Genomic DNA, 14,190 nt, shown 5'->3' with positions numbered 1-14,190 from the left:
ATGAAAACGACCTTTCGCAAATCAATGATTTGGCTACACACTTATGTTGGCCTGCTCGGTGGCTGGCTGCTGTTTGCTATTTTCCTAACCGGTACACTCAGTTACTACAATCACGAAATTACGCACTGGCTGAGCAATGGCAAACACTCGCCACATTCCCAGCAAGTGTTACTCGACAATGCCTTGAGCAAACTTCACCATGAGGCACCCAACACTACACGTTGGCAGATCAGCCTGCCCGACGAGCGAGGCAGTAGCTATCGCGTTTCGTATCGCGAACCTAATGGCGAAAGAAGCAAGCGCGTTTCTCGCTATATCGACCCTATTACCCTGAAGTTTACCGAGCGCCTAGAAATACAGGGCGGTAATTTCTTTCGCACCTTTCACTACACACTATCACTCAGGCAATGGGGCGGTCGCTACCTAACAGGTGCTGCGGCAATGGCTATGCTGATTGCACTGTTTACGGGGATTTATACGCACCGCCGTTTTTTTAAAGACTTCTTCACCATTCGCCGCAGTGAGCCGAAAAAATTCACTATCGACTTACACGCTGTTTTGGGCGTCGTAACCATCCCATTTTGCTTTGTCATTTGCGCTAGCGTGATGCTGATTTATATCAGCATGTATCAACCGTTTGCCATTGGCCATTACTTCGATAGCTATCGCGCGCTCGACAAGCAGGTTTCTACTAGCCACAAGCCGCTAAAGCCAGCCAAACAAATTGCCGATAAGCCAATTGAAATTCAGGCTTATCAATCACAACTTAATGAATTACTGGGTCAGCACTGGCAAACGCAGCACATGCTAGCTGGTTTAACCATCAATAACCCAATGGATAACAACGCCCAGCTTATTTTTACAAAAGCCAAGCATGAGCTGTTATCGAACAAAGCCGAAACTATCGCTTTAACGCGCAGTGGTGAGTTACTGCCAGAGATTGAAGCAGAGCGAACACCGCGTATGGTCAGGCGCATTTTTTACGGCTTGCACGAAGCACACTTTGCGTCGCCAGCACTTAGAGCGACACTATTTATTTTAGGAATGATGGCGACTGTGCTCATTGCCACCGGTATGGTGATTTGGCTGCAAAAGCGCCAAGCCAAGCAAGCTAATCAAGCAAAGGCGAGTTATCTATTCGTGGAAAAAACGAATAATGGTATGTTTTATGGTTTATCGCTTGCTGTTGGTATGTATTTTTTATGCACTAAATTAATACTTGCTGCTAGCTTCAAGGGGACTTTTAACTCGCTAGACAGTTTGGCAAGTATTGATACCAACGCTTTTTTTATCACTTGGCTAGTTGCGGTTTTATTGTCTTGGCTGCATAGCATCAAACAAGGTAAAAAATGGTTACTGATGCTGAATTTCATTACCTTCTCAACCTTACTGGCGATTGAGTTGGGTTCTTCGAATCTAATCAATGTGTTTTCATTGAGTGAGGAAAACGCCTCAGCCTTTGACTTAGCCAAAGCCACGGTTAACTTTTGGCTGCTACTGACCTGCGGCTACTTTTTTACGGCACTGAAAAACTCGCTAACTTTTGGCAAGTTAGCCAACCCTTCATTTCCATCACACCAATCACTAAAAAAGGTAAGGAGATAAAGCATGACCAGTATTTTAAGTGTTATCGCCCTGCTCTTCGCGATGGTTTGCTTATCTTTAGCGATGCAAAAGCATTACAAAGCTTGCTTTGGTGGGCGTTTAAGTGACAACAAAGAAAAATTATTTAAAGTCACAGGCTGGCTGTCAATAACAGTTTCGATAGGTCTGGTCGAGCCAAAAGGCATTAGCTATGTGGTTTGGATTTGCCAGCTTGCACTCATGATTTTTTTACAGGCTTGGCTGCTAAGTGCCATAGCTGAACGAAAAACTAATCGAAAGCGAAGCAAGCGATAGCCGAAGTAATTATTAACATAAGTAAAAACAGACTGCATTATGCAGCCAATATTGCTCTGAGTACGCGCCAAATAATACTGAGGTATCGACCACAGTATTATTTGGTAAACGTTAAACAATGTGTTTTATGCCAGTAAACTAGGTAACTAAACTGGGGAGCTAGAATACACCGTTTTCATTGCGAATATTGCCGCCACTGATTAGCGAGTAAAATCGCATAAAGCCATCCAACGCTTGAATTGAGTCCCAGTGCTCGACAATTCTGCCATTCTCTAATCGCCATGTATCAATAATATTCATGCCCTTTTGATCATTACCGCGATGTTCTTTTTTCAGCGTCGCATGCGAGTGAAATATCACATAATCACCGTCTACATAAATGTGTTTTACGTCATAGTTATAGTCAGGGTAGTCTTCAACAAATTCTTGTAAAAAACTTACCAGACCGGTGACTTTATCCGGCAAGTTACGGTTGTGCTGCGTGTAAGCACTATCGTTATAGCGCTGTAACACATAATCGAAGTTGTGGTTGTTCATTAGGTTTTGCACAAAATCCGTAATAACTTTGGCGTTCTCTAGCTCTTTGGCCGTCCAGTTAGGCTTTTGTAATGCTTGTAAATCTATCGCTAACTCATCTTGGGCTTGCGCGATAGCCAAAAGACTTAATAGCAGTAATATTAGTGTTGTCATTATTTTGTACATAAGTTTTTCCTCTTGAATATTTCAGCTTAATAGTTACTTATGTATACCAACATAAACAAAATACACTTAACAAACAAGAACGCACCGAAACATGCCTTAGTTACCTTTTGGTGCCTATCCATATGGTATCCACTGAGGAAAATTAATATGTTTTATGGTTTGGTATACAGGAGTCCTCTTACAACAAACAATTGATTAAATTACATTTATTATGAAATCAGCGCTATAGATGCTGGTGAAATTGGGGTAATAACTTGCTTTAATATTAGCGGGTCTAGGGACTAACTGACTTGAACCGTCACAAGAAGTGACTGGTGAATAAAAAGGCAGATAATTGCTTATCTACCTTAGATGGAAATAAGGATGGCAAAAGTATTAGGCCTAAAAGCTCCACTCATAACTTAACGCCACATTTTCGGAGCCAGGATTGATATCACCAAAGCCCGCATTAGAAATATGACCAAATTCAAATTTAACTGCTTGCTCGGCATTAAAGTGATAACGAGCAATAAAACGGCTGTAGAATTCAATATTGTCACCTAACTCCTCAGTATGTTTTAAATACCCAGCAGAAAAGCCAAAGCCAGCGGTAATATTGGGGGTCACTTGCCAATAACGATTAGCACCAAGCGCATAATACTGGTTGCCATCAACATCCGACATAAACATCAATGTTGGTTTGACGTCATATAACGTTGCAAGCGTATGGTAGTCATACTGAACAAAAAAAGCTTCGGTTGTGCTAGAGTCAAAAATTCCCCAGTTTGATACACCGATACTGGCTGTTTGGCCAGTAAAAGTGTCAGCAATGCTCAGTGGGCTCATTACTGAGCTGATAACACTCATTGCAAGTAATGTTGAAGGAAGCGCTAAACGTTTACTATTTTTCATGTATTTACCTTACTCCTACTAGACTACTAAATTAGGTTTTATTGCTGAGTACTACTGTGCGTTGATTAAAACAGCGAGAAATTAACAATGCTGGCAAGGATAATAAGTTGTTCATCAAAATACCGTTACTGAATGTAAACTTTCTGTTAATAATATTTTTGCGCCAAAACGGATAAACATGAATAGATAAACCAGCTACTGCATCGCGCTGTTCTCATGTTGTCGCGAGTGTTATGGTTGAATACCTGTGCCTAAGCGGAAACTTAGGCTAAACACACCATCTGACGACAGAAGCGTCACTTAAAACGCAACCTTGTCGTCAGCAAAAAATCTAAAGCAGTAGCATTACCAGAAATCGTATCAAGGAGTTCACCCAATGCGTTTATGGACATACAAGCGCCCTTTTCAATACGAAAACGACAATTATGAAGTCAAATTTAGCTTCACACTGAGTACCTACACTTCACAAGTGTTTTGCAATAACACCTTAATTGACCAAGTCACTGGCACTTTTGTTGAAGGCTTACCTGTGATCACACACAAAGTTAAGCTACCGACTAATCAAGATGTCAGCGCAAGCAGTGGCTCAACCCACAGCCGTTTAGAAAAGGCTATTACAGTATCTGTGGGTTATTTCAGCCTTTGGAATGTCGGTATTGAAGTTAGCGCTGATAACAAAAACGGTAACGGACTGATCTACGCCAGTCATCCCGGCAAAGACATCTACTACGGGGAAAAGAAAGTTGCCAAACTCAATAACCCTTATGCTTCACCGCACGCACACGCAAAAATGGAAACACAACGCCAAAAATGGCAACAAAACAAACACTCAATATTTGCCGATATCGGTCTTGGTTTAGCGTTTTTTGTCGTTGCCAAAATCACAGGAGACCTAACGCTCGCTGCGCTGACTGGCGTAACATTAGGGCTGGCACTAGTCGTAATTCAACGGTTTGTTAAAGTAGACCTGCTCGGTGGTTTTGCTGTGTTTGGCACGGTTATGCTGATGATTTCAGGTATTTTTTCGCTGCTATTTCAAAGTGAGTATCTGGTGCAACTCAAGGGTACCTTTATGGGGATAATAAGTGCGTCAGTACTGTTAACTGATGGCTTATTCAGAAAAGGGAGCTACTTTGGCGCGCGCTTTGAGCGCTACCTTAACTCCCCAGTTGAGCACCAATTTTTTGTGATTGGTCTTGCCGTTATAGGTCTTATTATGGCGGGAGTAAATTACCTAGTCGCCAACTATATGAGTGAAGATTTTTGGCTGAACTACGACACATTTTTTGAAATGCCGCTGTACTTTGTGCTGTTTTTTACTTTAGTTTGGCGAGCAGGAATGAAACATCAAACAGCAAATTCGATATAACTCGAAAAAAGGAGCTAAGCTCAGTAAAGAGAGATAAGCTCCTTAGCAAGCCATTGGACTTTTCAGCTATTTCTCCCAGTAGGGCACCTCACCGTAGTACTCAATAAAGTAATCGATAAAGGCACGTACTTTCGGCGCGAGTAAACGCGAGCTTGGGTAAACGGCCCAAATTGCCGTATCTGTTGTTAGTGGATAGTCTTTTAACACTTGCACAAGCTGACCTTTTGCCAGTGCTTTGTAGGCGCACCAAATCGAGGTAATAGTCAATCCTGCACCATCAATACAAGCATCGCGAATTGACTCGCCATTATCAATGCGAATTGCCCCTTTGACTTTGATTTTTTCAATACCATTGGGAGTTTGAAAGTCCCAATGATCGATGCCAATTAAGTTAATACACTCATGATTAGCTAGATCGGCGGGCGAGCTTGGTTCACCATACTTGGCAATATAGTCAGGTGAGGCGCAAATAATACGCCTGTCAGCAGCCAGTTTTCGAGCAACTAAAGTCGAGTCGTTTAACGCGGCGTTGCGAATGGCAATATCAAAGCCGCCTTCAACCATATCAACAATGCTATCACTTTGCCTGAGGTCAACTTTGAGTTCAGGGTGTGCTTTCACAAACTCTTTTAACGCAGGCACTATGTGCATTCGGCCAAATGATGAAGGGGCGGTAACGCGAATTGTCCCTTGTGGGGTAAAGCTGCCTGCACCAACCGATGCCTTGGCGCTATCAACCGCGTTAAGCACTTCTTCAGCATGAGGAAGAAACTCACGCCCCTCCTCAGTCAACGACACCTTGCGCGTTGTACGATGAATAAGTTTCACACCCAGTGACTCTTCGAGCTTGTTGATATGCATACTCGCCACGGGCGGCGATAAGTTCAGTTCGCTGCCTGCTTTACTAATATTCTGTGTCGCGGCAACACGGACAAAAAGTCTGAGGTGATCGTTATTCATTATTTATTGCTCATGATTTGTTGCTCGTTATTAACAACCAATTATTAAATAAATCTTAAAATAGATTACATATTAGAGTCTATTATCAAGATTTAATTATGCAAATATACTTTCCTCCGTAATTTAACCAAGCCTATGCACAGGCTCATTTAAAAGCTCAACAGAGGTAAGACAAAATGACAGCATCAAAGACAACCCCAAAGACAACCCAAATGAAGGCCATGGTAATTAACGAGTTTGGCGATAGCGATGTATTTACTGCAACGGAACTCGCAAAACCTCAAGCTACCGCTGACCATGTTGTGATAAAGGTTAAAGCAACCAGCGTTAATACCGTTGACACCATGATTCGGCAAATGGGTGAAGACTTAGCACCTTTATCACCAGCACTACCTGGGGTATTGGGGATGGACTTTGCAGGTGTAGTCGAATCTGTTGGCGAAGGGGTAACTGGCTTTGCCATTGGCGACGAAGTATATGGCTGTGCTGGCGGTTTAGCTGATTTACCGGGCGCATTGGCCGAGTACATGTTAGCCGATGCGAAACTTATCGCTCACAAGCCAAAATCACTTTCCATGCGCGAAGCCGCTGCCATTCCACTAGTAGGGATTACCGCTTATGAAGGGTTAACGCGTGCGGGTTTTGGCGAAGGTCAAAAAGTACTCATCCACGGTGGTGCTGGCGGTGTTGGCAATATCGCGGTACAGCTGGCCAATTACTTTGGCAGTGATGTGTATGCAACCGGTGGTGACGATACGCAATCTGCAGTGATTGAAAAACTTGGAGCAACCGCAATCAACTTCAAAACGGAAAGTGTCACCGATTATATAAGCAAGTACACAGATGGCGCTGGCTTTGACGCGATTTTTGATTCGGTAGGTGGGCCAAACTTATTGAACTCATTTGAAGCAGCCGCGCTTAATGCCAATGTAGCAACAACAGTATCACTCGTTGAATTAGATCTGACAGCAGCTCACTTCAAAGGTTTATCGCTGCACGTGGTATTTATGCTAATTCCAATGCTACACAATCACAAGCGTGAGCAGCACGGTGAAATTTTGGCAAAATTAGCTGAAATTGCTGATGCAGGTAAGCTAAAGCCTATCGTCGATGAAACAGAATTTTTTCTTGAAGAAGTTGGCAAGGCACACGATCGCTTAGCTAGTGGTCAAGCCATTGGTAAAGTGGTAATTTCGGTTTAATTGGCACGTAACACTGCCAGCCTTGGCAGTACCCTTTGTGGCTGTCTTGGCGACGATTGAAACAACAGCTCAAGCGGCAAGTTAATATAACAACTCAACCAATCAATACATCAACAACCACGACAGCAACAGCAAGAATTAAACAGCGAAGCGCAATTTTTCTCGCCAAGCTGTTTAACTCGACTAGGTCAACAAGTATTGCCATTTATCGTCAATTTAAGGGCTGAGATAACGGGTAATGCTTGCTCGCAGTTTAGCAAACCACCTGTTCCTCTCGCTCATTGCTAGTTGTCGGTGTCTCCGCTACTGTCGCCATTATTTCCCGTGTCGCCGGAGTCATTGTCACTGCTTTGCTCTTTTTCACCTTTAGTCACTTTAATGGATTCGGTTTCGCCATCCGCTTTGGTTTTACTGTAAACAACATCTTTAGCATCAGCGTTTAAGCCAGATTCCACGACCTTATTGGCAATTTTATCAGCTGCTGATTCTTTACCTTCTTCTTTACTTTGCGTAACGTTTTTCGCCGCCGCATTAAAGGATTTCAGCACTTCTTTAATTTGCTCTGTGGCATCGGCATCGTTTAAATAGCCCTCTTTGTGCAGTTTTTTGATCTGATCTATTTGCTTAGCACCATCGCGTTTTTGATTAGCCATAACAGACAAACTAGCAAAGTCTTTAGAAATTGAGGCCATATCGGTTGCCTGTTTTGCTGTGGTATTAAGCGCGCCCAGCGCATTTTTCTGCGTACCTTCAAGCCCGGTAATATCACTAAAGACATCCCCTTGTCCCAGTAATTTATAGGCTTCAGATAAACTTGTTGGCGCAGGTGCCTCAGCGGCGGTTTGAATATTAATCAGATTTTCCGGCAGGTCTTTCGCTTGCAAATTACCCGGCTCAGCGCGGCGACTGCCCGTGTCGAGCGCGCCAATCTCTGGCGCATCGCCGCAGCAAGGCACTTCGTCGAAGCGCCAGTGGCGGCTTTCATCGATAGTTTCACAGCTATTGCATTGCCCCATCACTGATTCAGCGTAAACGCCTTTGGTTGGTACGCTAATGCGATACGGGTCAAGCGGCGTAGTTGGCTGATAATAAGCCAGCAAGTCTTGGACACCGCGAAAAACCGGATCAAGCCGCTCGCCGGGGATCACTTTCAGCACTAAGTTATTACCCACAATCCCCATCACTTTGTTTTCCACAACACTGGCAACACTGCGACCACTGCTATTGGGGGCAAGGTAACCGTCGAGCAAACCAAATAAACGGCTCGCGTCAATATTGCTCCAAATGACCTTGTGCGCTAGCTCCATATGTTCATTTAAATACTGAATTAAGGCGCTCGCGGCGTCTTGATCTTCCTTGCGCGGATTCGACAATTCGCGATTGCTTAACGGGGTATAAATTTGCGCGGCATCAGAAGTTGGTCCCATATTGAGCAATTCCGCGATGTACGGGGGAACAAACGGCCCCAGCGGCCCTTGATTGTAGAGAATATCGTTATTGATACGGTGATTGCGAGTAATGTAATCGCGCAGATATTTGGTTTGATACCCCAAATGCATTGAGCGCAGAATAATTTTCGATGTTGATTTAACCGACGTACTGGCCGCCACGACAAGGTGCTGAATTTGTCGTCGCGTTACTGTACCTGTGCCAGCACTAGCAAAACCAATGCGCAGCGGTACGCCTTTGCGATAGGTGGACAGCAAGGTTAAGTCAATATTTAGCAACTGTAAGGTACCTAAGTCACTCACCGCATAAAGCGATAAAGTATCAACAAACTGACGGACGATATCCGGGGCGTATTGCTCTTCAAAAATAGCGTCTTTCTCTTGATCTGTCAGTGGTACTGGGCGCTCTAGGCTAATGATCATTTTCTTGTTAAACCAAGGAAAATCTATGGTTAGATCGTATTCTTCCATTTTCAGCGCAGTGTCGATGGCCGGTGTAAAAGGCCGTGCCAGTTCAAAAGATAGTGTCATGTAGCCGGAAAACGCCTGAATCACTTCGTCGGCATGACTGCCCGCAGGTAAGTCAACATTAACATAGTTAGTTTCAATACGGTCAATCGCATCAAAACCTTTTAGCAACTTGCGACCATACATAAAGCGCTGCAAGGTATGCCGCCAGCGCAGGACTTTTTGATGATCAAAATGGCTCATCGGCATAGGTACAAACAAACACTCCTGTACATCCACCAAGTTTTGCTCAACTGCGTAATGCTTGAGCACTTCAAAATATTCAACCGTCATGGCGTGGCAGTGATTATTGTTTTTCACTACTTCGGTTTGCGCGCGCACATCTTCTTGTTGCCCGACAGTTTGGACGACCGTATTACGCTGACTTCTGAGGCTGGATGCCGATTGTGAGGTGCTATCTTGCAAGCGATTGAGCGCGCTGGAGGCTAAGTTGCGCGACGATGACTGTGAGGCACTTGAGCTGGAATTTGCCCCTGAGTGAGCAACCCCACCAGCGACACCAAAAACAATCCCTTTGAAAAATCCGCCGATACCGCCGCCAATGCCACCAGAGCTAGACTTAGTGCGGTTAGAGGATGATGCCTGCATATTTTCGTTAAGGTTCGCGCTCATAATTTCGGTGATATCGCGGTCACGCTCAATATTGGCGGTTAAGCTTTCCGTGGCGAGTGTTGATTCTTCACGGCTCGCCTGCTCGCTTCTGTCCCAGTCCAAAATCGAAATGCGCTTTTCCTGACAAGGCGCCAGTGGCAAGCTGTAAAGTAGATCGCCAAGCGAATAACCGTCGGCTTTCCACTGCTGTTTAAAATGCAGAATATGGCCGTGGGCTATGGTGGTATTTTCATAAATAGTGGGGGTTTCATCCCAATCAATACTGGTTTCTACACTTAATTCCTGGCGCCCCGGATGATTGCGAATATAGGCGCGCTCTAGCGCCAGCACATAGCGGTGGCTCGATTGGATCTCGCGCACTAAATGCGTCAAGGTTGACTTTATTTCGTCGTAGTTGTCATAAAAGTATTTGTCGATCAGCTCCATACCAAAGCTAACGCCAGAGTTATAGAAGTGGTAATACTCATCAAGTAGGCGGACAAAGCCGTTTATGCTGTCGATAAAGACTTGGTAATATGCTTTGATCTCTACAATTTCTGGTAGCGACAAAATGCGAGTATTGGCGAGGAGATTACGTATGTCTTGATACTTTTGCATCAAGCAGATAATCCCCATCGTTTCACGCACGGGTTTGAGTGGGCAGGGTTCAAAAGGTAAGCTTTGGTTGTTAAGGTTATTCGCCAGTTCAAGCGCCATTCTGCGTAGGTTGGCCAGCAAAATTTCTTTACCATCACCATCTGGCACTTGCTTTTCCACTAAGGTAACTACTTTGTCGAGCTGCGCGCCAATCTGCTTGATTTGCTTACTGTCGACTGTGGTGCCATTGGCAAGCGCTTCAATATCGATCATCACTTTGCGCAGGTGCCTTGCGGTATCGGCGTCAAGGCGAACGCGCTGAACGTCTTTAGTCACTTGGGCTAATAAGGCATTGAGCTTTTCGCCTTCGATGCTAGTATGCACGGCTAGCTTTTGACAAAACGATTGCTCTTCTTGCACACCATTTTTACCGCAATAGGCAGCTGCCAGCTTCATTTCCAGCTCTTTTAGTTTTTGCTTACGCTTGTTTTGGGCAATGATCAGCTGAATGATATCTTGGTAATCAAAACGCATATCTGGCGCGGTAATATCTAGGCTGTTCAGTACGAGTGGCGTGCGCTGCCCGATATCTAAGTTCAACACGTAGTTGCGGCGTGTGTTTATCGGGATTTTGCTAACGCGCTGCGCCATTTTTGCTGAAATGCCATGCCCCTTGCTATCGCCTTCGGCACGACTTTTAATGGCATTGCCATCTTCAATCGGCTCGGCCGGTTTCGCCGTACCATTGTCTTCCTGGTCTTCCTGCACCGAAAATGCGAGCAATGACATCGAGCTAAATGAAGCGTTGAGCTTAGCCACTAAATCAAAGGCGTGCTCTGAATGTAACGCTAGCTGATCTCGTACTTTATCAGTTTCACTGGCTGTTATGGTTAAGCCGCGAATTTCCGGCTCTGTCGTGCGTACTGTTTGGTAAAAACTAAACTCTTCCAAGGTGCGGTTAGGCACGGTAAAGTCGATGCACTTGCCGCCGACATCTTGAGAAAAAGCGCTAGAATTGACTAAATCCGCGTTATCCGGCTGGCTTTCCACCTCAGTATCACAACCGCAGCCTTTGTCTTCGTCAAAAGTAGCAAGATCAGCCACCAAAATCACACTGCTTGGCACGCGACTGTCTTCAAGTGGAATGGCAATGGGCTCGCTTTCCATACCAGCAATAACGCCGTAGGCACTGCTCACCACTTGGTTGGCTAACGAGCAGTAAAAATAACCGCTTTTATCTGTTTTCGCCGATGCTACCGCTTGAAAGCTGCCGATGCTAAATGCGCTTTCGCTGCCTTGCGTGGTAAAAATAAGCACCTGTAATCCGACATTTTTGCCATTCCCAGAGACATCAACCACCCGCCCTTTCACTTTTATCACTTGCTCGGCAACTGGGCTAATATCACCAACACTAATCAGTTTAGGGTCAACTTTAATTTCAAATGCTTGGCTGTTATCGGCGGCAGTGAGCTTGATATCGGCGGCATTGAGGCTACCATGACTGACATAAAGTTTGGCCAGTAATTCGCCACTTGGTGCGTACACTTCGATAGTCACCGCTTGATCAACGACTAAGCTCGCAGGTGGAACAAAAAACCTGAATTCGCCGTTGGCGTTAACCTCGGCCCTGTCTTTGCTAAACACTGCTTGCCCGGAGATTTCTCGGCTAAAGGCAATTTTGACAAAGTGCCCTTGGTAACTGTTTGCGAGTTCATTACTATTGCTGCTTATTGGCGATAATTGACCATTCACACTTAACATATCCATAACTCGTCCTTTTAGTTTCTCAGCATTAAAGCTACTAACAATACGGCTGACAGAAATACCGACAGAAAAACACGGTTACCCAGCGCCATGGCTGGTTTGACAATGGATAGGAAAAACTCTGAATGGGCTGCCTATATTAAGCTAAGCTTGCTTATGCGCTACTCGCTTACGCTTGGCAGACGCTCCCCAACAACTTCAAACAACGAAACGACTCCGTCCAGTACTGCTGCTTTAGAAACTGGGTAACTCTTTTACAACTAGTGACATTGTGATTTTGTTGCACTTGCCAATAAGTTTAGGCGGTGCAATGCCCATGCTCAATTCCAAACTTGGTTAGTCCCACAGACTCACGTACTAGTGATTGATTTTGCACAGGTTAAATTTATCTATCGAAGCGCCTGACAGCAGCAGCTTTTACTTGCTCAACAGTACGACTTTATTCAAGGCTCTTTGCTCTGTCGGCCGTTGCCTTTTAATGAACTTTGCCAGCTACTCGCGCACTAGCAATGCACTCGCCAAACTAGCCTGCAATTGAGGTTATCGACCTAACCTAGGTCAAATACTATACTGAAAGTACGACTGCAATTTTGGAGCGACCGAATGGAGTCAAGGTTAAAAAAACTAAGCGGAGACGATAGGCGACAATCTCGCGCGAGCGAAAGCGAGCGATTGAGTAATATGACGATGTCGCAAAAGTTTTCTGTGAATAGCTTAATACAATACGGCTATCATTTTGCCTTCACGCGTGACTCAGAGCATGGTTTGATAGCGGTGCTTTTGTGTGGCAATAGTGTTGCTACGGTTGATCCACAGGGAGAAATCAATACTTCGCCCGGGCTTACTATGCGCCCACATAATTGAGCTGTGTCATTGTCTCAGTAAGAAACAAAGGCCTCAGCAAGAGACAAAGACTTCAGCAAGAGACAAAGGTAAACACAGCATGGTCAAAAGCATAGATATTCAATGAAATGATGTTCAAAAGTCATACGTGAAATAATTTAATGCGTTAAGTGATTTCTTCTCAATTGTCATTATCCTGTAGTGCATTTATTCTAATCTTGTTTTCGAAATCTCCCCCGATTTCTAAATCATTAGACACTTACTTTATTTGTCAGGGCGCTTGTTAAGCGCCCTTTTTTTCGACCTCACTTTATTTTGCACCACTTTAGAGCGCCCGCTTCACAATGGCGCACTGGGAAGCGCCAAAAAACAGCAAGAACTCACTAACCTCCTGTTTTAATTATACAAATAGCCATGGTCTAGCGTTTGCTTAAATTAACTTGATTTTCAAGCAAGGACTCTTCGTAGCGTTATTTTTCATCATGAGCATTCAAACCCCAATTCGTGGACTCAGATCTTTTTGCATTGCTGCTAAATGTTTAAGTTTTAAGCATGCTGCATCCCAGTTGTTTTTGACGCCCTCGGCGGTCAGTCACCAAATTAAACAACTAGAAGATCAGCTGGGTACCCAACTTTTCAAACGCCAAACTCGCTCAATTGAGCTAACCAGTGCAGGTAAACAATTTTATAAATCTGTCTACCCTATTATCACCAACTTAGAGCAAACCATCGCTGACTTTACGAATAACCAGCAAAATAAAACCATCACCATTAGTTTACCGGAATTTTTTGCCAGTGAGCTTTTCGTCCCAAAGCTCAGTGAGTGGGCTGAGCTGAATCCTGATATTAACTTACAATTGGAAACAGTAAAGTCTGCTAGCCAAACGCCCGCAAGCGCAGATCTATCGATAGTTTTAGCCAATGGCAAGCCAAATGGCAGCGTCGTGCATGAACTATTCCCTATTCGCTATGTGCCAGCGTGCAACAAAAAGCTCTACCGTAAATGGGCGGCGCACGGGGAAGAGGCATTGAGTTCGGTACCTTTGATCCTCCATCAAGCGCGTCCGTGGTCTTGGCACCAATGGGCCGACAAAAACGATGTACCGAATTTCGACCCCAAGCAAATTATTCAATTTGACAGCATGTTTGGTGTCGCCCGCGCAGCACAGCAAGGTATGGGGATAGCGTTAGTGCCCATGCCAATTAGCAAGGCATGGTTTAGTGAGCAATTACTGGTGAAATTATTCGACCAAGAACTGGTCACTAACGATAAATACTTCCTGATCCAACATGAGGATATCGAAAGTGCCGCTGAACTCACGACTTTTGCCAATTGGGTGAAGGACAACTTTGCAGATTAACTCAATGCTAACTAAATAAACGCAAATATACTCAG

Annotated in this window: 9 protein-coding genes; 5 read left to right on the top strand and 4 right to left on the bottom strand. The window is 44.5% G+C overall.

What is annotated here, in order from left to right:
- Positions 1 to 1,605, top strand: coding sequence for a PepSY-associated TM helix domain-containing protein (locus DXX93_RS04590; protein WP_116007035.1), 1,605 nt, complete (start codon positions 1 to 3; stop codon positions 1,603 to 1,605).
- Between the two features lie 3 nt (positions 1,606 to 1,608).
- Positions 1,609 to 1,899 (top strand): DUF3325 domain-containing protein, encoded by a 291-nt coding sequence (locus DXX93_RS04585; RefSeq protein WP_116007034.1) that lies wholly within the window; start codon positions 1,609 to 1,611, stop codon positions 1,897 to 1,899.
- 159 nt (positions 1,900 to 2,058) lie between these two features.
- Here DXX93_RS04585 and DXX93_RS04580 read toward each other — a convergent pair whose 3' ends face one another.
- Both DXX93_RS04580 and DXX93_RS04575 read right to left on the bottom strand, forming a co-directional pair.
- Positions 2,059 to 2,601: a nuclear transport factor 2 family protein gene (locus DXX93_RS04580; protein WP_116007033.1), complete on the bottom strand. Its 543-nt coding sequence runs from the start codon at positions 2,599 to 2,601 to the stop codon at positions 2,059 to 2,061.
- Between the two features lie 381 nt (positions 2,602 to 2,982).
- Positions 2,983 to 3,492, bottom strand: a complete 510-nt coding sequence (locus tag DXX93_RS04575; protein WP_116007032.1) for an acyloxyacyl hydrolase — start codon at positions 3,490 to 3,492, stop codon at positions 2,983 to 2,985.
- A gap of 376 nt (positions 3,493 to 3,868) precedes the next feature.
- Here DXX93_RS04575 and DXX93_RS04570 point away from each other — a divergent pair, with 376 nt between their 5' ends.
- On the top strand, positions 3,869 to 4,861 hold the full coding sequence (locus tag DXX93_RS04570) for a septation protein IspZ (protein ID WP_116007031.1): 993 nt from the start codon (positions 3,869 to 3,871) through the stop codon (positions 4,859 to 4,861).
- 66 nt (positions 4,862 to 4,927) lie between these two features.
- Here the strand turns inward: DXX93_RS04570 and DXX93_RS04565 are convergent, their stop codons facing one another.
- Positions 4,928 to 5,821: a LysR family transcriptional regulator gene (locus DXX93_RS04565; RefSeq protein ID WP_116007030.1), complete on the bottom strand. Its 894-nt coding sequence runs from the start codon at positions 5,819 to 5,821 to the stop codon at positions 4,928 to 4,930.
- Between the two features lie 212 nt (positions 5,822 to 6,033).
- Here DXX93_RS04565 and DXX93_RS04560 point away from each other — a divergent pair, with 212 nt between their 5' ends.
- Positions 6,034 to 7,023, top strand: a complete 990-nt coding sequence (locus tag DXX93_RS04560) for a zinc-dependent alcohol dehydrogenase family protein (protein WP_116009834.1) — start codon at positions 6,034 to 6,036, stop codon at positions 7,021 to 7,023.
- A 284-nt stretch (positions 7,024 to 7,307) separates the two neighbouring features.
- Here the strand turns inward: DXX93_RS04560 and DXX93_RS04555 are convergent, their stop codons facing one another.
- Positions 7,308 to 11,954: a hypothetical protein gene (locus DXX93_RS04555; RefSeq protein WP_116007029.1), complete on the bottom strand. Its 4,647-nt coding sequence runs from the start codon at positions 11,952 to 11,954 to the stop codon at positions 7,308 to 7,310.
- Positions 11,955 to 13,282: 1,328 nt separating this feature from the next.
- On the opposite strand from DXX93_RS04555, the gene DXX93_RS04545 reads away from it, so the two are divergent.
- Positions 13,283 to 14,155, top strand: a complete 873-nt coding sequence (locus DXX93_RS04545; RefSeq protein ID WP_116009833.1) for a LysR family transcriptional regulator — start codon at positions 13,283 to 13,285, stop codon at positions 14,153 to 14,155.
- Positions 14,156 to 14,190 lie beyond the last annotated feature (35 nt).

Origin of the sequence: Thalassotalea euphylliae (assembly GCF_003390335.1) — a bacterium.
Taxonomy (GTDB): domain Bacteria; phylum Pseudomonadota; class Gammaproteobacteria; order Enterobacterales; family Alteromonadaceae; genus Thalassotalea_F; species Thalassotalea_F euphylliae_B.
Note: the sequence above shows the minus strand (reverse complement) of the source record. Positions and strands in the feature narration are given on the sequence as shown.

Bases quoted from the DNA above. Each gene is read 5' to 3' on its own strand.
- DXX93_RS04555 (WP_116007029.1), bottom strand. From the start codon at position 11,954: ATGGATATGTTAAGTGTGAATGGTCAATTATCGCCAATAAGCAGCAAT.
- DXX93_RS04565 (WP_116007030.1), bottom strand. From the start codon at position 5,821: ATGAATAACGATCACCTCAGACTTTTTGTCCGTGTTGCCGCGACACAG.
- DXX93_RS04590 (WP_116007035.1), top strand. From the start codon at position 1: ATGAAAACGACCTTTCGCAAATCAATGATTTGGCTACACACTTATGTT.
- DXX93_RS04570 (WP_116007031.1), top strand. From the start codon at position 3,869: ATGCGTTTATGGACATACAAGCGCCCTTTTCAATACGAAAACGACAAT.
- DXX93_RS04575 (WP_116007032.1), bottom strand. From the start codon at position 3,492: ATGAAAAATAGTAAACGTTTAGCGCTTCCTTCAACATTACTTGCAATG.
- DXX93_RS04560 (WP_116009834.1), top strand. From the start codon at position 6,034: ATGAAGGCCATGGTAATTAACGAGTTTGGCGATAGCGATGTATTTACT.
- DXX93_RS04585 (WP_116007034.1), top strand. From the start codon at position 1,609: ATGACCAGTATTTTAAGTGTTATCGCCCTGCTCTTCGCGATGGTTTGC.
- DXX93_RS04580 (WP_116007033.1), bottom strand. From the start codon at position 2,601: ATGTACAAAATAATGACAACACTAATATTACTGCTATTAAGTCTTTTG.